A 21121-nucleotide genomic window follows, 5' to 3' on the forward strand; every position below is an offset into this window, starting at 1 on the left:
AGATAAAAGAACCAAGATAAAAGAATACAGACCAATGTCTGAAATCTTGAATCATGGTATCTCAAGTCTAATAAATATACTGTACATCCTTTTGTACGAACAGCCTTTAGGGTGGTTCTAGCAGAGGGGCTCACCTGTTCCCATTCCGAACACAGAAGTTAAGCCCTCTAGCGCCGATGGTACTGCGACAAGCGGGAGAGTAGGTCGCCGCCAGTTTTTCAGACGCTCATCATTCATTTGATGGGCGTTTTTTTTGCTACCTGCCCCATCCATCCACCCACCCATCCATCTGCCCGGACGGCACCGCCCGCGAAGGCCCGTGGGACACCGGAGACCCCAAATCCACACAGTGAGAGCTATATTATGATACCCACTTTTTTGAATAATTTATTTTGAAGTTTGAAAACTTCATTACATTTTCTCCTATTATAGACACTATCTGTTAATGTTTTGATAAAAATTCAAATTTCATTTTTTTTCAAATCCTAATTAAGTTATTTTTGCACAAATTAATTTTTAAAATGAAAAAATACTTATTTCTTCTTTTAATTGCTTTCATGGCAGTTTCTTGCTCTAAAGTTAAAGTTGAAGGAAATATCAAGGGAGGTTCTCCTTTAGAAAGAATAGAATTTATAGAAGCCTCAGGTGTAGCTACTTTGCCATTGGTCAATATAGGTGTTGACGAGAAGGGAAATTTCAAAGGAGAATTTAAAGCCCCTAAAAATGGAATGTATGCAATGACTTACGCTGGAAAAATGAATTTCATTTATCTTAAAAAAGGTCAAGACCTTAAGATTTATGGAGATGCGGCTACTTTCCCAGAAATTTATAAAATTGAAGGCGATGCTAAGAAAAATAATGATTTCATCACTGCGACTCAGAAATATATGGAGACTTATAGTTCTAAACTCAATATGCAATTACTTCAGAAGAAAGAGTCTGATTTTTTAACTGAGATCAAAAAAGTCTATGCTGACCTTGAAAAGAATATCGATGAAAATGCTGATAAGATCGGTCCTGATAGTGATGTAATAAAACTGAAGAAAGATGAATTAACAACCAATGTTCTTACATTCCTGGTTCAATATGAATCTTCACATGGACAAGTTGCGGGTGATCCGTCTTTCAAAGTTTCAAAAAACTTTCTTGATTATGAAAAATCTTTGACGAAGAACAATGACAGGATGGTAGAAAATCTTCCTGTTTATAGAAATTATCTTTTAAATAAAGTAGGACAGGATTTTCAGAATTTTGCAGTTAAGCAAAAAGATAAAGACAATGTCAGCATGTCAACTATCTTCGCTAGATTTTTGGCTGCAAATAAAGACTTGTCTCAAAAAACAAAAGATTATCTATTGGCTTTCGTAATTGCAAAGTTTGACCTTAATCCTTATACAAGTGAAGTAGAGAAGGTGCAAAAGATTAGCGAAGAATATATTAAAGATTCTGAAGTTAAGAAAGATCTGAATTCTGCTATCAATGCAGTTTTTGGATTGAAGAAAGGTGAAGTTGCTCCGAAAGTCAATTTGTTGAAATTGGATGGTAAATCTGGAAATATCGAATCGAATGGCAAGCCAACTTTGGTCATGAGCTATGCTTCCTGGAATCCTTATATCGGACAGTCTACGATTCCTGTTCTTAAGGAAGTTGTTAATTTCTATAAAGCTAAGGTTAACTTTGCATTTGTAAATCTAGATGATACAAAAGAGCAATTTACTAAAACAGCAAATGCAATGTTGAAAGGGATTCCTGGAACCAATTATTATGCTGAAGGTGGATTATCATCAGAATATGCTAAGAAATTTTTCATCTATGGATTTAAAATTCCAGGCTTTTTCTTGCTAGATAAAGATGGTAAAGTTGCAAGTCAAACTTTTTATAATTTGGGAGATGCCAAATTTGTAGAAGAGATGAACAAAATTTCCGGTTTACAAGCACCGTCTGTTAATCAGCCAGCTCAATTACAAAATGATCTGTTGCAACAGAAGCCAGCAACAACTGATTCTACAGCAACAAAATAAATAATAGATGAAGAGAAAAAAGAATCTGATTCTTGAAAATATCAAACTCCTTTCTGCAGGTGCGAAAGGAGTTTCTGTTGGTAAGACTACAGAAGGAAAAACAGTTTTGGTTTCCGGGGCAGTGCCAGGAGATCTTGTGAATGTAAGGGTCAAAAAAGCTAAAAGCAATTATTACGAAGGTGAAGCCGTAGATGTTTTGGAGTATTCTGAAGACAGGGTTGAACCAAAATGCATACACTTTGGAACCTGTGGTGGCTGCAAATGGCAAAATATCGTTTACGAGAAACAATTGGAATTCAAGCATAGCGAGGTTGTGAATAACATCACGAGAATTGGAGGTGTTTCTGGATTTGATATTATTCCAATTCTTGGTTCAGAAGAACAGTATTTCTACCGAAACAAAATGGAATTTTCCTTTTCCAATGCACGCTGGTTAACACAATATGAGATCAGCTCGGAAGAGAATTTTGGTAACAAGGATGCTTTAGGTTTCCATATTCCGGGAATGTGGAGTAAGATTCTTGACCTTAAGGAATGTTTTCTACAAGAAGATCCATCCAATCAAATTCGTTTGGCCGTAAAAAAATATGCTGTCGAAAACGGTTTGGCATTCTATGATGTAAAAGCACAGGAAGGTTTTCTAAGAACATTGATGATGCGTCAGAATTCTAAAGGCGAGTGGATGGTTCTTTTCCAATTGTTCAAAGAAATGAAAGCAGAGAGAATTAAATTGTTTGATTTTCTTTTAAGCCGATTTCCACAGATCAAAACACTTGTCTTTGCGATTAATCCAAAAGGAAATGATAGTATCTATGATCTGGATATCCAGGCTTATTTCGGAGAAGGGTTTCTATATGAGGAAATGGATGGCTTGAAATTCAAGATCGGACCAAAATCTTTTTTCCAGACCAATTATCGCCAAGCCCTAGAGCTTTACAGAAAGACACTTGAATTTGCAGAACTGACAGGCGATCAAGTGGTGTATGACCTTTATACAGGAACAGGTACTATTGCGCAATATGTCGCTAGAAATGCAAAACACGTGATAGGGATCGAAGCTGTACAAGAAGCTATTGATGCAGCAATTGAACATGCTGAGCTGAATGGCCTTGATAATACAACATTCTATGCCGGTGATATGAAAAATGTTTTCAATGATGAGTTTCTGGCCAATCATCCGAAAGCTGATGTGCTGATCACCGATCCACCAAGAGATGGGATGCATCAGAAAGTAGTGGAACAGATATTGAAATTAGCACCGGAAAGAATTGTCTATGTAAGCTGCAACTCTGCTACACAAGCCAGAGATATAGCACTCATGAAAGATGATTATGAATTGGTCAAAATCCTACCTGTGGATATGTTCCCGCAAACCCATCATGTGGAGAATATTGCTTTGCTTATAAAAAAATAGGACAATTTCTATTATCTTTATTCAATGAAAAAAATATTTTTCTTTCTAAGTTTTATCTTGATCTTGACAAGTTGCGGAGGAGATGATGACATCTGTCTGGGCGGAGATTCTACACCAAGGTTGAAGCTGAAGTTTCATGATAGCGGTGGAAAATTAATGCAGGTAGATTCTCTGTATGTATATGTAGATTATGGAAATACAAAACTTACCAATATTATGTCTGCTGGGAAAGTAGATTCTGTTTTCATTCCTTTGAAGGTAGATGATAGTCCCTATACAGATGTTTATTTTAAGACAACAATCAATGGAGATAGCTCAAAAGTCCGAATCAACTATGATAGCAAAGCAGTGTATGTTTCACCAGCTTGCGGTTTTAAAAAGAACTATGAGAACCTGAAAGCAGAACTTTTAAAGAGTAACCCGGTTTCACTTGTGGAACAAAATCATACATCACTTACAGATGAGAACACGATCAATTTTTATCTGCGTTTTTAGTCTATTTTGTATCTCTGTTTTTTCCCAGGATAAAGCAGTTGAGAAAAAATCAGACTCTATAAAGTGGAAATACACACCCAACTTTACAATAGGTGCAGATGTACTTAATCTTAGCATTGGATTATTTGGAGATAGAAAGCTGTTTCAAGGGTTTATTTCTAGTAGGATCAATAAAAGGACACACGCAGTAATTGATTTGGGCTACGATAAAAATATTTATCAAAAGAACGGATACGATGCAAAGGCGGATGGAATGTTTGCCAAGCTTGGTGCATTTTATATGCTCTCGATGGATCCAGAAAATGCCTTGAATGGTTTCTATGCCGGAGGAAAATTAGCTGGAAGTTTTTATACACAAGAATACATGGCAGTTCCAGTAAAAGGAATGTATAGTGAAGGCGTTACTTTGGCATTTGATCCTTCTACACAAAGCAGTTATTGGATAGAGGCTATGTTAGGAGCAAGAGTTCAGGTCTTTGATAGTAATTTCTTTATAGATGTCAATGTGCAACCAAGATATCTTGCATACACCACCAAGCAGGATGAAATAGAACCGATGATCGTGCCCGGATTTGGGAGGAGCTCGGGTAAATTCACAATGGGATTTAGCTGGAATATAGCTTACAAATTTTAGACATTAAAAAAACATAGAAAGCCTGCGGTAAGTAGGCTTTTTTATTTAACAGCATTTAGGTTGATCAGCTGCTGGTTATAGATTTTTCAATAAAAACTAGAAGTTCTTCAACGACAAGCTTGTTAGTACTTGGTGAGAAGCTTCTCATTAACCAAAACCTGCGCAGCTTTTCCCAAGTCCATGATCATCAATAATATAAAGACAATTGTAAAAATAAAAGCACAAAGCCCAATAAACAGCTTTGTGCTTTTAAAACTTTATTTTATAAAGTAGATCAGTTGATTTTTATACTGAAGGGGCTTTCCATCATTACCGCAGATCTCGTATCAGGATTCGTAATATGCTGGAAGATCTTGAAATTCTCTTTCCCGATTTTATTTTTGATAAGCCTCGTCGAGAAATCTTCTTCTGTTTCCGCTGAAAATATTTGTTCAAATTTTGAAACTTTTGCAGGATAGGAAGAAACCCCATAATCCTTTAGATTGGCAGACTTGGCCGCATAATTGATCGCATCTTGCAAGGTTCCCAATTCATCTACAAGACCAATTTGTTTAGCCCTCACGCCAGACCAGATCCTTCCGCCGCCTATAGCGTCTATCTCTTCAAAAGATTTTTTTCTGTTCAACGTTACGAAATGTACAAAACGCTGATAGGTAGATTCTACACTCCTTGTCATTATATTAAGTGTGCCGGGACTTAGACCGTTGATTGCAGAGAACATATTAGAATTGGCATTCGTAGAGACGACATCGCTTCTGATGCCATTTTTCTCAGCCAGCTCTTTGAAATAAGGGATAACTCCGAAAACCCCAATGGAGCCTGTCAAAGTATTAGGTTCCGAGAAGATCTTGTCAGCGCCCATGGCGATATAATAACCTCCGGAAGCAGCATAGTCTCCGAAAGAAACCACGACAGGTTTTTTTCTTTTAAGTTGTTGTAATTCAAAAAGGATCTCATCAGAGGCATTGGCACTTCCACCAGGAGAATTGATTCTGAAAACGACAGCTTTCACATCATCATCTTTTTGAAGTTTTTTGATTTCCTTGATAAAGTTTTCAGAATAGATACCATCATAGCCTTTCCCGTTATAGATTGCCCCGGATGCATACAGAACTGCAATCTGTTTACCATCACTATCAGAATTCAAAGATTCTGAATATTTTGCAAATGATATTTTATTCAGTTTTTTATCTGTATCGATATTCAGTTTTTTCTTGATGATATTATCATATTCCGATTTTTGGATCAGTTGGTCCGCAAGTTTATATTTAAGACTTAAGTTGGGAAGGTAGCTATAAAGGCTATCCGTAATTGTATTTAGTTCTGCCAGAGGTATTTTTCTGGAACTTGCAATTTTATTGGAGGTGTTTAACCAGATATCATTCAGTAAAGTCGAAAGCTGCTCTTTGTTTTCAGGAGATATCTCGTCTCTTAAAAAAGGTTCAACCGCAGCCTTGAATTTCCCATGGCGGATCACCTGTATGCCTACACCATATTTTTCAGCGAAGTTTTTGAAGAAAGTTACTTCTGTAGAAAGACCTTTCAATTCTATTAATCCCGCTGGATTCAGATAATATTTGTCAGCAACGGAGCCTAGGTAATAGGCACCCTGAGAGACGGCATTACCATAAGCATAAACAAATTTTCCACTTTTCTTGAAATCTATTAACGCATTTCGGATATCATCTAATTGGGTCATGCCGGCATTGATATTGTCCATTTCCAGGCTAATGCCCTTTATTTTGTCATCAGTTTTTGCATTTTCAATAGCCTGCAAAATATCATAAAGCAAGACAGAAGTTTCTTTTTCCTTGTTATTAAATGCAAAAATATCTTCCTGGTCTTCTGACGGACTATCAATTATTTTTGTTTTTAAATCGAGAGTCAAAACAGAATTCGATTTGACATCTGTGCCTCCCGATATCGATGATAAAATGATAAATCCGATAAAAAACAGGAAAAAACCTGCTATTATAATGAAAATTGCAGTTAAATTTGCTAAAACTAATTTGAAAAAACTTTTCATCTAATTATATTATTTGATATATATGTCGTACAATGATGTGGTTTTGTTACTGGGAAGTAATATAAATAATCCCGGCAAAAATATTGAAATTGCCTTAGAAAAAATAGAAAACAATATAGGTCTTATTTTAATTAAATCAGATTTAATATTAACAAAACCTGTAGAATTTGATAGTATCAATAATTTTTGTAATATTGCAATTAAATTAAAAACACATTTTTCACCTATAAGACTACTCTCTGAATTAAAAAACATCGAAATAGAAATGGGTCGTTTAAAAGACTCGAGTTATTTTGATACATATCAGGACAGGATTATAGACATTGATATAATATTATACAATAATATAAAGTTTATCTCAAAGGGATTGATTGTTCCTCATCATAAAAATCTTTATGAAAGGGAATTTGCAAAAGAGATAATCAGGTTTGTAAAATAAACTCATTTAACACAGATGATTATGAAAAAAAAATTATTATTACTTTTTCTATTACCAGCTCTTGGTTTTTCACAGACTAAGGAAAATACACAACCGAAGCAAGCGTTCAACAACAAAAGCCGACTTTTCAAAGATTGGTCAGTTTCTGTTGGCGGGGGTGGTGCTTTCATGGCCAATGCCGATCTTACCTCCTTTTATGATGGAGATATCAATTGGGGATGGAATGGCTATGTAAGTTTGGATAAGCAGATCAGTCATACATTTGGGATTTCCTTAATGTATACGAGGGGTGAAACAAAACAAAAAGCTTATCTGAATGATGCCGCCGGAGTGGGGCATGGTTATACCAAATTCGACCAAATTGCATTGCTAGGAGATGTCAACTTTTCTAATATCATGAGAAGAGTGGATAATAGATCTAATTTTAGATGGGCATTGCATGGATACGGAGGTATTGGTGTAATGGGATATAGGACCTTCTTACAAGATAATGCTGTCCTTAGCAAATGGCCTTTATACATAAAACAGAAAATAGATATTTCAAGCATTAGCTATATCGGAGGTATTGGGCTGAAGTATAATATTTCTCGTCTGCTTGACGTAGAATTAAGAACATTATATCTGATAAGTGGAGATGAGGAATTTGATGGAGGTGGATGGACAAGAAATGCAACTCCGGGATACAACTTGATTAATGATTCTTATACGGATAATGCATGGCTTGTAAATTTAGGGATTTCGTTTAAACTTGGAAAGCACGATGATCACCTTCGCTGGGTAGATCCTCTTCAAAGAGCTTATGCGAAAACTGCGGACCTTGAGGAACAATTCAAGGATTTCAAAGTTTGCGAAAAAGGAGACATGGATAACGATGGCGTTTGTGACGATTGGGATAGACAATTGGATACGCCTGCCGGAGCTAGAGTAGATGGAGCTGGAGTTGCTTTGGATGTAGATTTGGATGGCGTTATTGACCTTAACGATAAGTGTGTTACGGTTCCAGGCCCTGTCAATAATAATGGCTGTCCAATAGAGCAAAAAATTAAAGAGCCTTTGCCATCTAGAGAACTTGCCATAGATGAGATCAACAAATATTTTAATGGAATAGAGTTTGAACTTAATAAGGATGTTATTAGAGAAAAGTCATATTCTGACCTTAATAAGGCTGCAGATATTATCAAAACATTAGGCGCGGATAAAGGCTTCCTCGTAATCGGAGCTACAGATACAAGAGGTTCTGCTGTTTATAATAAGAAACTTTCTCAGTCCAGAGCTAATGCTGTTGTGAAATATCTTGTTAGTAAAGGTGTACCAGCAGATGTTTTAACTGCTGAAGGTAGAGGTAAAGATGATCTTAAATATACTGAGTGCGATCCGGCTACAAAATGCCCGGAATGGAAAAATGAAGCAAATAGAAGAGTATATTTTATTGCAAAATAAATAATTAGAAAAAAAAACATTCAAATATGAAACAAAATTTATTATCATTAGTAGCAATAGGTTTATTGTTGCCTATGGGTTTAGCTGGACAAGAAGCTTCGACAGGAGGAGCTAATTCTGGATCACAAAATATTTCTCCATTCACACAATCTTCCAAAAGATTCAATGATTGGTCCATATCTATAGGGGCTGGTGTTCCATTGATCCAATCAGCGGATATGACGTCCATCAAGAATGGTAACGGGAAAAATCTTTTTGGATATTCTGCTTATGTAAGTGTTGATAAAGCTATTACCCATGCATTTGGACTTAATTTGCAATATGATAGAGGGGAGACAAGACAAGGTTATGCTAATACAAAAGATCATGTTGAGTTAACAGGAAGAGAAATAGCTGGTAGAACACAATATGATGCGATTTCTATTTTGGGGGATCTTAACTTTTCTAACCTTCTCAGAAGGGTGGATAATAAATCTCCGTTCAGATGGGCATTACACGGATATGCAGGTATTGGAACAATCGCATATAAGTCTTATAGACAAGATCCAGGTCCGTACAACCAAGTTTTAAATATTGAGAAAAAACCTTTCAAATTAGGATCTCTTTTCGGACAAGCGGGAGCTGGTCTTAAATTTAAAATCAATAACAGATTTGATATAGAAGGAAGGGTAATGTATGTTGTGACTGGTGATGATGAGTTTGATGGAGCTGGTGTTGGACAAACAGGTTATAACCTTACAGAAGATCAGATTTCAGATAATTTCTTCAACACAACTTTGGGAGTTACTTTCAAATTAGGGAAACATGAATCACACTTGATGTGGCATGATCCGTTACAAGAAATCTATTACAAGTTAGATGTGCTAGCAGACAAGACACAAGATCTAGAGGTTTGTAAAAAAGGAGATGTAGATAATGATGGAGTATGTGATGATTGGGACAGACAGTTGGATACACCTGCTGGTGCAAGAGTTGATGGCGCTGGTGTAGCTTTAGATACAGATTTGGATGGTGTTATCGATCTTTATGACAAATGTGTAACAGTTCCTGGGCCGGTAGAAAATAACGGTTGCCCACTTACAACAAATAACAATGGTGGAACAGGACTTGTTTCAGAAGAAACGACACTACTTAAAGGCATTGAGTTTGATCTAAATTCAGATAGGATTTTACCTTCTAATACGCCAATCCTAAATAATGCAATTAATTATATTAATTCTTCTAACAGTAGCTTCCGAGTAATTGGTGGTACAGACACAAGGGGAACAGAAGAGTACAATCAAGGTCTTTCTGAAAGAAGAGCTAATAACGTTAAAGATTTCCTTATTCAAAACGGAGCTGATAAAAATAAAATCGAAGCTTTAGGAAAAGGAGAAACTGATCTTCTTTATCCAGAATGTGAACCAGCTTCTAAATGCCCGGAATGGAAAAACAGAGCTAACAGAAGAGTTTATTTTGAAGCTAAATAAAAAAATAAATTCAATATTATAAAAACCGCAGTAATGCGGTTTTTTTATTTTATAGAAATGGTTAAATTTACAAATGCTTTCTTTCACAGAATCACAGGACAGATTAATTCATCAAACACTCAAACAATTTTGGGGCTTTGATGATTTCCGGTCTTCACAAAAAAATATTATTCTTTCCGTTATTAATGGTAAAGATACTTTAGCTTTATTGCCGACTGGTGGCGGCAAATCTCTTTGCTATCAGTTGCCAGCGATTGTTTTGGAAGGAACTTGCATTGTTATTTCTCCACTTTTGGCATTGATGCGAGATCAGATTGATTCTTTGCAAGGTCTGGGAATTGAAGCTGAATTATTAAGTTCAGAATTAGACGAGTTCGAGGAAGAGTCTGTCTATAACCGCTGTAAAGATGGATTGATTAAGATTCTTTATATTTCTCCAGAAAGATTGCAAAATCAATTGTTTTTAAGAAATATTCAGGAAATCAATATCTCATTTATTGCAGTAGATGAAGCTCACTGTATTTCTGAATGGGGTTCGGATTTTCGTCCGAGTTATCAGAACATCAAAAAGTTTCGGCAGGAATTCAAAAATGTGCCTTGCCTTGCGTTGACGGCAACGGCTACAAACAAAGTAGTTGAAGAAATTTCAATCAGGCTAGGACTTCATGATCCTCAGATTTATAAGCAAAGTTTCAAAAGAGACAGCCTGAATATCATTCTAGAAAATACCTCTAACAAGTACAACCGGATTTTAGAATTTCTAAGACAGAATCCGGTTTCAGGAATTATTTATACAAGGACCAGAAGAGAAGCAGAAGAGCTAACATTGTTTCTTAAAAATAACAGATTCCAAAATGTCGATTTTTTTCATGCAGGTTTGACTCCTAATGAAAAAGAAAAGCTTCAGAAAAAATGGATTGCCAGTCAGTTTCACGTTTTGGTTTCCACCAATGCATTTGGGATGGGAATCGATAAAGACAATGTTGGTTTTATTATCCATCTTTCACCTTCTTCCACGATTGAAAATTATTATCAGGAAATCGGAAGAGCTGGCAGAAATGGCGAAGAAGCCTTGGTGCTAATGCTTTGGAACGAGCAGGAACTCACAAACATCGATGATACATTCCAAAACCAAATTCCCGACAAGTCAGAATATCAAAAAATATTGACTTATCTGTATTCTATTTTCCAGGTTGCTGATTCCGATTTGCCGGAAAGAACATTTCAGCTGGACATCAACAGAATTAAAAATCTGACCAAATTATCAACCGCAAAAATCAAAAATATCCTGACGTTTCTGAACAATCAGGAACTCATTTATTACAAAAATAATATCTCGGCTTCTACCATTCAGAGTTTTATACAGTCTGATGAGTTGGAACAATTGGCCCCTTCCGATGCCTATTTTATGGAACTGTTGTTCAGGAACCTGCCAGGTTTGGCCATTCAGAAAGTACATTTCAGCGACTTGGCTTTTTGCAAAAAGAATGGGTTTGATATTTCAAATTTCAAGGAAAGACTGAAACAAATGCAGAAATCCGGACATCTGGAATATCTCGACGGAAGCCAGCATTCTATCAGGTTTTTGAAACCTAGAAATGATCAACATCTGTTTGGAGAATATTGGATACTTTTTAATAATATCCAGAAAAATAGACTGAGGAAGTGGGAAGAAAACAAATTCTTTATCCAGGATCCCGATTTCTGTAAAATGAAGTTGATTCTAAACTATTTCGGGGAAAGAGATGCGGAGAATTGTGGAAAATGTTCCATTTGTAGAAAGAGAACCAATTCCAAAAGAAACTTGTCTTCTGATATTGCCCAGCAGCTTTCCAATCGACCAATGTCATTGGACGAGATCGCGGCAAATCTTAATTTCTACTCCAAAGAATCTATTTCGGAAACACTGATTTTCCTTTTGGATATCGGGAAAGTCAAAATGTTGAACTACAAAACTTATATGTTAAATAGTTAAAACCTTAAAAAATACCGACAAAAGTCACAAAGGAAATTATAAAAATAAAACCCTATGAAGAGCAAAAAATAAACAATCATTGTTTTTTACTCTTTAAAGAGAAGTGAATGAAAATCTTATGTGACTTTTGTAATTGAAAACATACGAATTATCAGTTTTAATAAATCATCAATTATCAATGCATACGAAATCCCTTAATGTCATTTTCTTCGGAACTCCCGATTTTGCAAAAGCTTCTCTGGAAGCCATATTCAATTCCCGTCACAAAGTTGTCGGCGTGGTAACAGCGGCAGACAAAGCCAGCGGAAGAGGAATGAAACTCACGCCTTCGCCAGTGAAAGTTTTCGCAGAAGAAAATAACCTCAACCTTTTCCAGCCGGAAAAACTTAGAAATCCGGAATTTTTAGAATCAATCAGAAATCTGGATGCGGATGTTTTTGTGGTTGTAGCTTTTAGGATGATGCCTCAGGTTTTGTTTTCGATTCCAAAATTGGGTACATTCAATCTACACGGTTCCTTATTGCCCGATTATCGTGGCGCAGCACCAATTAATTATGCGGTGATTAATGGTGAAAAAAAATCGGGTGTAACTACATTTTTCATCAATGAAAAAATAGATGAAGGACATATTCTTCTCCAGGCAGAAACCGAAGTTTTACCTGAAGATAATGCGGGAACACTTCACGATAAATTGATGATAATCGGTGCAGATTTGGTGATTAAAACTTTGGACGGATTAGCAGACAATTCCATCACGGAAAAACCCCAGCCGGAAAAAGAAAATCCAAAAACAGCTTACAAAATATTCAAGGAAAATCTAAGAATCGATTGGAGTCAAAGTTCTGAAACGATTCATAATTTCGTGAGAGGAATGTCGCCTTATCCAACAGCGTTTACTATTTTGAAAATCGGAGATGAGGAAAAATCACTGAAAATCTTCAAAGGACATTTTGAATTAATTTCCCATTCGAGGGAAGCCGGAGATTTTGATATTTCTAAAATTGAGTTCAAATTCTATACAAAAGACGGCATCTATTATCCGGAAGATGTTCAGATTCAGGGAAAGAAAAGGATGGCGGTGAAAGATTTCCTTAACGGAATTCAGAATTTTGAGGATTATAAAAAAATCTTAGACCAATAGGAAAATAGACGAATAGATAATAGATCCAAATGCAAAATAATAGAGTCAAAATTTTAAAAACAGAAATCCTCTCTGATAATTGGTACACTTTGAACAAAGTGACTTTCGAATATTTAAAGAAAAACGGAACGATGGAAATCCAAAGCAGGGAAGCTTATGACCGTGGAAATGGCGCAACGATTTTACTTTATAATAAAGAATCAAAAACCGTTATTCTTACAAGACAATTTCGTTTACCAACTTACATCAACGGCAACGAAGACGGAATGATGATTGAAGCCTGTGCCGGGCTTTTGGACAAAGATAATCCCGAAGATTGCATCAAAAGAGAAACGGAAGAGGAATTGGGCTATGAAATTTCGGACATCAAGAAGGTGTTCGAGGTTTATATGTCGCCGGGTTCGGTAACGGAAATTCTTTACTTTTTCATCGCAGAATATTCCAAATCTATGAAAATCAATGATGGAGGCGGGCTGGAAGATGAGCAGGAAGAGATTGAAGTTTTGGAACTCGACATCGACAAAGCGCTTGAGATGATTGACTCGGGCGAAATCAAAGATGCTAAAACGATTATGTTACTTCAGCATGTGAGACTCAAAAATATTTTATAGATTAAAAATCAATTCAATTATAAAAATTTAAAATGAAAAAATTATTTTTCGGATTATTATTGTCGTCTAATCTTTTCTTTTCCCAGGATTTGAAAGTGATGACGTACAACATCCGGCTGTCTTTGGAAAGTGACAAGGAAAATTCTTGGGATAATAGAAAAGTCGATGCTTTGGCGTTGATGTCCTATTATCATCCGGATTATTTCGGGGTTCAGGAAGCGGTTCCACAACAAATGACGGATATCAAAACAACACTTAAAGATTATGATTACGTTGGCGTTGGAAGGGATGACGGTAAAAACCAAGGCGAATTTTCAGCGATTTTTTATGACAAAAATAAACTGGAAGTTATTAAATCAGGAACTTTCTGGTTGAGCGAAACACCGGAAAAACCTTCAAAAGGCTGGGATGCGGCGTACAATAGAGTTTGCACTTATGCGTTTTTCAAAATCAAGAAAACAGGAAAACGATTCCTGGCGATGAATCTGCACTTCGATCACGTTGGTGATATTGCCAGAGTGAATTCTGCAAAACTGATTCTTGAAAAAATCAAAGAACTCAATCCGAAAAATCTGCCATTAACTTTAACTGGGGATTTTAATTTAACGGATGATTCTGAACCAATAAAAATTATTTCAAAGTCTTTGGATAATGCTTATTATCATTCCAGAACACTACATTATGGACCAAAAGGAACATTCACGGCATTTGATGTCAACACGGTTCCAAAAGAGAGAATTGATTACATTTTTGTAAAAGGTTTTGATGTGTTGTCCAATAGGACAATTAATGACCGACGCGAAAATCTGCTTTATCCCTCCGACCATTTTCCGATTTTGGCGGAGTTTAGTTTTAAGAAATAAACAAAGCAAAAATCCTCTTATGAAAAGAGGATTTTATTTTTTGTCTCTCGCAAATCAAGCAGATTTTGCAGATTCATTTTAGAAAAAATCTGCGTTATCTGAAAAATCTGCAAGGTTTTTTAATAAGAAAGCTTATTTCTCCCAAACGATCTTCTTCGTCATCACATCGCTGGAATTAGTCCCGACCATTATCTCAAATTCTCCCGCTTCCCAATCGTAATTCAGCTCGTCATCGTAGAATTTTAAATCTTCTGGAGTCAATTTGAAAGTAACCGTTTTGTTTTCGCCTTTTTTCAAAGCTATTTTTTGAAAACCTTTCAGTTCTTTTACAGGTCTTACGACTTTTCCGAACAAATCTCTGATGTATAACTGAACCACTTCTTCGCCGTCAAAATTTCCTGTATTGGCAACATTGACATTAATCGCTAAGGCTTGATTTCCTTTAAGATTTTCAGAACTCAGATTAAAGTTTGAATATTTGAAATCCGTATAGCTCAATCCAAATCCAAAAGGAAATTTCGGGTCATTGTCCAAATCAATATAAGCGGAAACATAGTTTCTGTCTGTTGATTTTTCAGCAGGTCTTCCCGTGTTGTAATGGTTGTAATAGATTGGGATTTGTCCTTCTGTTCTTGGAAATGTCATAGGTAATTTTCCACCAGGATTTACATTTCCGAATAGAATATCCGCAATAGAATTTCCCGCTTCTGTTCCCAGCCACCAGCTGTAAACGATTGCCGAGATATTATCCGCAGCCCAGTCAAAAACCAAAGGTCTTCCGGCATTAATCAAAAGAACGATTGGTTTTCCTGTTTTAGCAATTTCTTTCAATAAATCTTCCTGAACGCCCGAGAAATGAATATTACTACGGCTTTTCGCTTCACCGCTCATAGCATGTCCTTCTCCAAGAGTCATTATCACAACATCTGCTTTTTTTGCTGTTTCAACAGCTTCTGCAAACATCGATTTGTCTTGGTCATTTTCATTACAACCTTTGGCATAAAGCAAAGTTGAGTTTTTGTCTAATTGGTTTTTGATGCCGTCAAATTGAGTAACGATTCTTTGCGCATCATCTTTGAAAGGAACCGACCAGAATCCGTGCATCGCAACGGCTTCTTTCCCAAAAGGACCAATCAAAGCTACTGTCTTTGTAGATTTTGAAAGCGGAAGGATTTTCTTCTCGTTCTTTAAGAGAACCACACTTTTTGCGCCAAACTCTCTCCCGAATTTTCTGTTCTCAAGATTGTTCGTCTGTTGTTTTTGTCTGTCATTATTGATATATCGATAAGGGTCATCAAATAATCCCATTTCAAATTTTTTGATTAAAATTCTTCTAACAGCATCATCCACAAATTTGATATCCACTTTTCCTTCTTTTACCAGTTTTGGTAGTTGTTCCATATAGATTCGGCTTTCCATATCCATATCGCTTCCGGCAAGAATCGCTCTTTCGCCAGCTTCAGCATTGTCTTTGGCGTAGCCGTGCTTTATCATTTCACCGATGCTTCCCCAATCGGAAACCACGAAACCTTGGAAATTCCATTTTCCTTTTAATAGATCTCTCAGGATATATTTGTTAGCCGTTGCAGGAATGCCGTTGATATCATTGAATGAATTCATAAACGTTGCAACACCAGCTTCAGCTGCTGCTTTGAACGGTGGCAAATACGTTTCATTCAATTGTCTCAAACTCATATCCACAGAATTATAATCTCTTCCGCCAACAGCGGCGCCATAGGCTGCAAAATGTTTTGCGCAAGCCATTATTGCATCAATATTTCCCAGACCTTTTCCCTGGAAACCTTTGATTCTTGCCAATCCGATTTTAGTTCCGAGATAAGTATCTTCACCGGAACCTTCCATCACACGTCCCCATCTTGGGTCTCTGGCGATATCCACCATTGGTGCGAATGTCCAGTGAATCCCATAAGCTGAGGCTTCTGTTGCTGCAATCCTTTCGGATTTTTCTATCATTTCCAAATCCCAGCTTGCTGCCTGACCAAGGTTGATGGGGAATGTCGTTCGGAAACCGTGAATCACGTCTTGCCCAAATAACAAAGGGATTTTTAATCTTGATTGTAAAGCCAATTTCTGAAAAGCCTTGGTTTCTTCTGCGCCAGTTACATTGAGCATAGAACCGACTTTTCCCTCTTTTATTTCTTCTAAAACTTTTTTGGAGTTAGAGTTCTGAGGCCCGGTTGCGTATTCGAAGCCACTGTATTGGACGAGTTGTCCTGCTTTTTCTTCCAAGGTCATTTTGGAAATTAATTCATTGACTTTTTGGTCGATGCTTTTCTGGGCAGAAATGCTAATCGCAAAAGTCATAAACAGAAAGGAAAAGAAGTGTTTTTTCATTAGAAAACGTTTTGTCTCTTTTTGAGAAATTAATATCTGTAAAAATAATATTTAATTTCATTAATAATGATATCTAAACAAAAAAAGCTGTTTTCGCAATTCGCAAAAAAAGCTGTTTTCGCAATTCGCAAAAACAGCTTAGATAAATTAAATATTTTGTTAATAAATTCTTAGTCCGGCCCTTGCTCCTGAAGATGCGAGCACAGCCTGAGTTCTGGTTTTTTGTCCTGCGGAGAACATAAACATTGCAGCATCATCCACATAATCCATATAATTCATGAACATTACAGACCTGGAAGTTCCGCTACAAGTGTTATATAATGGGTAAGTTGGTTTTCCGTAATTGGCACCGGTTTGAGTTGGCGTATCAGCTACCAGGTCGTTTCCACAATTGGCATCGCCCCAGATATGTCTTAGATTGAGATAGTGTCCAACCTCGTGGGTTGCTGTTCTTCCAAGGTTATAAGGAGATGTAGCTCCAGTTTTTCCGAAGTATGGTGCAGCAATCACAACGCCGTCATTCCAAAGTCCGGCAGATTCCGGGAATGTAGCATAACCCAGGATTCCGCCCATGTTGCCAACTATCCATAGGTTGAAATAATTTGCAGGGCTTGTTGCATCGATTCCGCCTGAAGAAGATTTTTTCATGGCATCATTAGTTCCCCATTTCGTTTTTGTAGTAGATTTTCTGACTGTTTTTATAAGGTGAAATCTAACTTTCGTATCGCCTGCCTTGACACCAGCGAACTCTGTCGGTATTTTGGAAGCATCCGTATTAGTACCACCAAAATCAGCGTTGAGTATAGCTATTTGTTCAGCAATTCTGGCATCGGAGATATTTTCTGCGCTGGTCTTATAGATAACATTAACTACGACAGGGATATCCACAGTTCCGTCTGATAAAACTTTATCACTACTTATGAAGTTCTGTATTCCCGCTTCGATGTTATTATAACGTTGTCTCGCAGCAGCATCATTTTTCAATAATTCTGCCCTGATTTCTTCTGAAGGACAAGTACGCCTGGCGGGAACGCTTGTCGTTGAGTTGTCTTCAGCCAAAGTTTCTGTTTCTGAGTTTTGATTACACGCAGTGAGAGCTAATGCTGTTGCGAGGTAAAGAAAAGTTTTCTTCATAGGATTATATTTTTAAAATTTTATCAAATGTATATATTTTTTTCATTCAAACGTATTTTGTTAAACAAAATATTTAGTAACTATTAGTATGTGTTGAATATTATTAATTAATCGTTTGTTTAAATTGATTTTTTGAGGAAAGATAAAGGATATATCAGCTGGCCATTGATAAAAATTCTTTCTATAATAAAATTTTTATTTTTGGTGTTTAAAATTTAAAAAATGAATAAACTATTATTGGGATTGATGCTGATTGGAACAGCGATTTCTGCGCAGGAACTATACATGCCGAGGAACATCAGAAAAGCTTATGAAAACGGAACGCGTGATATGTCCGGAAAGCCAGGTAAAAATTACTGGCAGAACAAAGGTGTCTATAATGTGAACGTAAAAGTGGATGCAAAGACCAAGATTGTTTCCGGTTCTGAAACGATCCGGTATTCCAATAACAGTCCGGATGAATTGAAGGTTTTGGCCATCCGGTTTGTGAATAATGTCAACAAGCCACAGTCGGCTAGAGCAGGATATGCTTCTAAAGATGCTTTGACGGATGGTCTTAAAATCAAATCTTTCCTTATAAATGGTGAAAAATATAACATTAATAGTGATGGCTGGTCAACCGTTGAGGCGGTAAAACTGATTAAACCGATTGCTTCAAAATCTAAAACCGAAATCAAGATCGAATGGGAATATCCATTGGCAAAGCAAAGTGGAAGAGAAGGACAAATAGACCCAGAGACTTTTTATGTGGCTTATTCTTTCCCGAGAGTGTCTGTTTACGATGATTACAATGGCTGGGATATGTTGCAGCACAACGGCAGACAGGAGTTTTATAATGATTTCAATGATTATTCTTTTTCAATTTCTGCACCTAAGAATTTTGTGGTTTGGTCCACAGGTGATTTCCTGAATCCTGATGAGGTTCTTCAACCAGAATATCTGAAACGTTTCAAAGAATCTTTAAAATCAGATAAGGTCATTCACGTTGCGAATGCTGATGAAATGAGATCTGGGAAAGTGACGAAACAAAATGGTTGGAATGTATGGAAATTCAAGGCGAATGATATTGTTGATTTCTGTTTTGCACTAAGCAATCATTATGTCTGGGATGCATCAAGCGTCCAGTTGAAAACCAAAAGAGCAAGTGTGCAATCGGCTTACAATGCGGGTGCAAAAGATTTTGAACAATATACAGAATGGATGCGCTACAACCTAAAATGGTTTACCGATAACTGGCCGGGTGTGGAATATCCTTTTCCTGTAATGACGGCTGTCCAGGGTTACGCCGATATGGAATATCCGATGATGATAAACGACACGAGTATCCCAGACGACTTGCGGGATGCTAGGCTGACAGCCGACCATGAGATTGCGCACACGTATTTTCCTTTTTATATGGGAATCAATGAAACCAGATATGCTTATATGGACGAAGGCTGGGCCACAATGCTGGAATACTTGATCGGCATTGACGAAAACGGAAAAGAAGCGGCGGACAAATTTATGAAGAACTTCCGTGTGAAACGTTGGATCAATGATGCTTCTACGGAGCAAGACCAGCCGATCATTACAATGAGTTCCCAACTTTCGGGTGCAGGTTACGGAAATAATGCTTATGTGAAACCGGCGCTGAGTTATCTCGCTCTAAAAGATTATTTAGGTGATGACTTGTTCAAGAAAGCGCTTCATCATTATATGGATAACTGGGCCGGAAAGCACCCGATTCCGTGGGATTATTTTAATTCTATGAATGCAGGGTCGGGTAAAAATCTGAATTGGTTTTTCAATAATTGGTTTTATACAAATAATTATATCGATTTGAAAATAAAATCAGTATCACAATCCGACAAACGTCTGAACATAAATATTGAAAATGTTGGCGGATTTGCAATTCCTTTTGATGTGGTAGTAGTATATCAAGATACTTCAACAGAGAATTTCCATTTTACATCCGAAATTTGGAAAGAAACGCCAAAGAATGCATCTATCTTATTGAACGTTGGAGAAAATGTAAGATCTGTCAAGCTCGATGGTGGGATTTTTATGGATTATACGCCGGAAGATAATTTCAAAAGTCTTTAGTTTTTTAGTTTTAAAAAAGTGATTTTGGATGAAAAATATTGGTCTTTTATTGATTTTCCTGATTTTGGCTTCCTGTGTGACGCAGAAGAACAAAAACATTCAGCAGAATATTCTGACGCTGAAGGATAGTTATTGCAAAGCTCCTCTTCAGTACAATTATTCTCAGAAAATACCTTCATACAATTCTGATTCTATCATTAATGCCAATCAGAAACTCAAGAATTATTTTTCTGACCAAAGCATTTTGATTCTTAATGCTTTGGAAAGTATCGATGAAGCAGAGAAAATTATCGACCTGAAAAAAGATTCGACCTTAAAATCTCAATTGAGAGTGGTTCAGCTCAAAACTAAAATCAATAGTAAAATCAGTATTGCGCTGACAGAATTGGATGCTGTGGCGGCGGAATTTGACTGTGAAGGCGAAAGAGTGGCACAGATGGCCAATTATGTGGACAATATGAACAGCAACCAGAACAACAGACTGATCCTTTTCTCGATCATTACGGGCGCAGTGACTTCTGTGGCCGGTGGTGTAATCAAAGATAATGGCGTAGAAAATGCCGTGAATATTGGCGGAGGTTTGCTGGGAGCCGGCCTTGGTTTGGCAACTTTTAATCCGAAAGGTAAGAAGGTGGAGTTTATCCACGAGCGAAATCTCCTGCGTGATATTTGGGAACAAAAATTATTGTCCAAGAATTTTCCGCCTTTCATCTGGTATATGTACACAGAGAAAAAGTTTACAGGAAATCGTGAGCATTCTATCATAGAGAATATGAAGCAAAGATGGATCCAGTATCAGTTTGACAGCGATGAGAAATCTGCAAATCAATCTGTGAATTTTGGAAACGGGGGACTTTACCGTTCAGCTGATTTGCATAACCGTGCATCGATGCTGAATCAAATGCAGTCTGCAACGAGGACCATCAATCAAAACATTAATTATCTGCTGCTGGATCTGGATAAGGTAATATCGAACCCTTAAATCAAATCTGTGAATCTGGATAGTGAGATTTTCGTAAATT

General features: G+C 36.8%; 16 protein-coding genes and 1 rRNA gene. 14 read left to right on the forward strand and 3 right to left on the reverse strand.

Annotation, left to right across the window (positions count from 1 at the left end):
• The first annotated feature begins 107 nt into the window (after positions 1 to 107).
• From rrf to K319_RS0100935, 5 genes are all read left to right on the forward strand, one after another.
• A 5S ribosomal RNA gene (gene rrf / locus K319_RS0100915) occupies positions 108 to 216 on the forward strand.
• A gap of 305 nt (positions 217 to 521) precedes the next feature.
• Positions 522 to 2021 (forward strand): TlpA family protein disulfide reductase, encoded by a 1500-nt coding sequence (locus K319_RS0100920; RefSeq protein ID WP_027381911.1) that lies wholly within the window; start codon positions 522 to 524, stop codon positions 2019 to 2021.
• A gap of 7 nt (positions 2022 to 2028) precedes the next feature.
• The gene (gene rlmD, locus K319_RS0100925) at positions 2029 to 3435 is read left to right on the forward strand and encodes a 23S rRNA (uracil(1939)-C(5))-methyltransferase RlmD (RefSeq protein WP_027381912.1); all 1407 of its coding nucleotides are present in this window, start codon (positions 2029 to 2031) and stop codon (positions 3433 to 3435) included.
• 24 nt (positions 3436 to 3459) lie between these two features.
• A complete protein-coding gene (locus K319_RS0100930; protein ID WP_027381913.1) occupies positions 3460 to 3930 on the forward strand; it encodes a DUF6452 family protein in 471 nt (156 codons plus the stop codon).
• Complete coding sequence (locus tag K319_RS0100935) at positions 3896 to 4564, forward strand: DUF6048 family protein (RefSeq protein WP_027381914.1); 669 nt, start codon at positions 3896 to 3898, stop codon at positions 4562 to 4564. The genes K319_RS0100930 and K319_RS0100935 overlap by 35 nt, the downstream gene beginning before the upstream one ends.
• A gap of 274 nt (positions 4565 to 4838) precedes the next feature.
• Here K319_RS0100935 and sppA read toward each other — a convergent pair whose 3' ends face one another.
• Entirely contained in the window at positions 4839 to 6590 is a 1752-nt protein-coding gene (gene sppA / locus K319_RS0100940) for a signal peptide peptidase SppA (protein ID WP_027381915.1), read from the reverse strand.
• A 22-nt stretch (positions 6591 to 6612) separates the two neighbouring features.
• On the opposite strand from sppA, the gene folK reads away from it, so the two are divergent.
• From folK to K319_RS0100975, 7 genes are all read left to right on the forward strand, one after another.
• Positions 6613 to 7029: a 2-amino-4-hydroxy-6-hydroxymethyldihydropteridine diphosphokinase gene (gene folK, locus K319_RS0100945; protein WP_027381916.1), complete on the forward strand. Its 417-nt coding sequence runs from the start codon at positions 6613 to 6615 to the stop codon at positions 7027 to 7029.
• 21 nt (positions 7030 to 7050) lie between these two features.
• Positions 7051 to 8469, forward strand: a complete 1419-nt coding sequence (locus K319_RS0100950; protein ID WP_027381917.1) for an OmpA family protein — start codon at positions 7051 to 7053, stop codon at positions 8467 to 8469.
• A 26-nt stretch (positions 8470 to 8495) separates the two neighbouring features.
• Positions 8496 to 9938: an OmpA family protein gene (locus K319_RS0100955; RefSeq protein ID WP_027381918.1), complete on the forward strand. Its 1443-nt coding sequence runs from the start codon at positions 8496 to 8498 to the stop codon at positions 9936 to 9938.
• 73 nt (positions 9939 to 10011) lie between these two features.
• On the forward strand, positions 10012 to 11913 hold the full coding sequence (locus K319_RS0100960) for a RecQ family ATP-dependent DNA helicase (RefSeq protein ID WP_027381919.1): 1902 nt from the start codon (positions 10012 to 10014) through the stop codon (positions 11911 to 11913).
• Between the two features lie 178 nt (positions 11914 to 12091).
• Complete coding sequence (gene fmt, locus K319_RS0100965) at positions 12092 to 13054, forward strand: methionyl-tRNA formyltransferase (protein ID WP_034671185.1); 963 nt, start codon at positions 12092 to 12094, stop codon at positions 13052 to 13054.
• A 29-nt stretch (positions 13055 to 13083) separates the two neighbouring features.
• Complete coding sequence (nudK, locus tag K319_RS0100970) at positions 13084 to 13665, forward strand: GDP-mannose pyrophosphatase NudK (protein WP_027381921.1); 582 nt, start codon at positions 13084 to 13086, stop codon at positions 13663 to 13665.
• Between the two features lie 32 nt (positions 13666 to 13697).
• A complete protein-coding gene (locus K319_RS0100975; RefSeq protein ID WP_027381922.1) occupies positions 13698 to 14528 on the forward strand; it encodes an endonuclease/exonuclease/phosphatase family protein in 831 nt (276 codons plus the stop codon).
• 132 nt (positions 14529 to 14660) lie between these two features.
• Here K319_RS0100975 and bglX read toward each other — a convergent pair whose 3' ends face one another.
• The gene (bglX, locus tag K319_RS0100980; RefSeq protein WP_027381923.1) at positions 14661 to 16883 is read right to left on the reverse strand and encodes a beta-glucosidase BglX; all 2223 of its coding nucleotides are present in this window, start codon (positions 16881 to 16883) and stop codon (positions 14661 to 14663) included.
• A gap of 159 nt (positions 16884 to 17042) precedes the next feature.
• The gene (locus K319_RS0100990) at positions 17043 to 18017 is read right to left on the reverse strand and encodes a zinc metalloprotease (RefSeq protein ID WP_027381924.1); all 975 of its coding nucleotides are present in this window, start codon (positions 18015 to 18017) and stop codon (positions 17043 to 17045) included.
• 222 nt (positions 18018 to 18239) lie between these two features.
• On the opposite strand from K319_RS0100990, the gene K319_RS0100995 reads away from it, so the two are divergent.
• Positions 18240 to 20099, forward strand: a complete 1860-nt coding sequence (locus K319_RS0100995; protein ID WP_027381925.1) for a M1 family metallopeptidase — start codon at positions 18240 to 18242, stop codon at positions 20097 to 20099.
• Positions 20100 to 20127: 28 nt separating this feature from the next.
• Positions 20128 to 21081 (forward strand): hypothetical protein, encoded by a 954-nt coding sequence (locus tag K319_RS19555; protein ID WP_084403367.1) that lies wholly within the window; start codon positions 20128 to 20130, stop codon positions 21079 to 21081.
• Positions 21082 to 21121 lie beyond the last annotated feature (40 nt).

The organism is Epilithonimonas caeni DSM 17710, from assembly GCF_000426465.1.
Lineage (GTDB): Bacteria > Bacteroidota > Bacteroidia > Flavobacteriales > Weeksellaceae > Epilithonimonas > Epilithonimonas caeni.

Coding starts and splice junctions, on each gene's coding strand:
- K319_RS0100920 (WP_027381911.1), top strand. CDS start 522: ATGAAAAAATACTTATTTCTTCTTTTAATTGCTTTCATGGCAGTTTCT.
- rlmD (WP_027381912.1), top strand. CDS start 2,029: ATGAAGAGAAAAAAGAATCTGATTCTTGAAAATATCAAACTCCTTTCT.
- K319_RS0100930 (WP_027381913.1), top strand. CDS start 3,460: ATGAAAAAAATATTTTTCTTTCTAAGTTTTATCTTGATCTTGACAAGT.
- K319_RS0100935 (WP_027381914.1), top strand. CDS start 3,896: ATGAGAACACGATCAATTTTTATCTGCGTTTTTAGTCTATTTTGTATC.
- sppA (WP_027381915.1), bottom strand. CDS start 6,590: ATGAAAAGTTTTTTCAAATTAGTTTTAGCAAATTTAACTGCAATTTTC.
- folK (WP_027381916.1), top strand. CDS start 6,613: ATGTCGTACAATGATGTGGTTTTGTTACTGGGAAGTAATATAAATAAT.
- K319_RS0100950 (WP_027381917.1), top strand. CDS start 7,051: ATGAAAAAAAAATTATTATTACTTTTTCTATTACCAGCTCTTGGTTTT.
- K319_RS0100955 (WP_027381918.1), top strand. CDS start 8,496: ATGAAACAAAATTTATTATCATTAGTAGCAATAGGTTTATTGTTGCCT.
- K319_RS0100960 (WP_027381919.1), top strand. CDS start 10,012: ATGCTTTCTTTCACAGAATCACAGGACAGATTAATTCATCAAACACTC.
- fmt (WP_034671185.1), top strand. CDS start 12,092: ATGCATACGAAATCCCTTAATGTCATTTTCTTCGGAACTCCCGATTTT.
- nudK (WP_027381921.1), top strand. CDS start 13,084: ATGCAAAATAATAGAGTCAAAATTTTAAAAACAGAAATCCTCTCTGAT.
- K319_RS0100975 (WP_027381922.1), top strand. CDS start 13,698: ATGAAAAAATTATTTTTCGGATTATTATTGTCGTCTAATCTTTTCTTT.
- bglX (WP_027381923.1), bottom strand. CDS start 16,883: ATGAAAAAACACTTCTTTTCCTTTCTGTTTATGACTTTTGCGATTAGC.
- K319_RS0100990 (WP_027381924.1), bottom strand. CDS start 18,017: ATGAAGAAAACTTTTCTTTACCTCGCAACAGCATTAGCTCTCACTGCG.
- K319_RS0100995 (WP_027381925.1), top strand. CDS start 18,240: ATGAATAAACTATTATTGGGATTGATGCTGATTGGAACAGCGATTTCT.
- K319_RS19555 (WP_084403367.1), top strand. CDS start 20,128: ATGAAAAATATTGGTCTTTTATTGATTTTCCTGATTTTGGCTTCCTGT.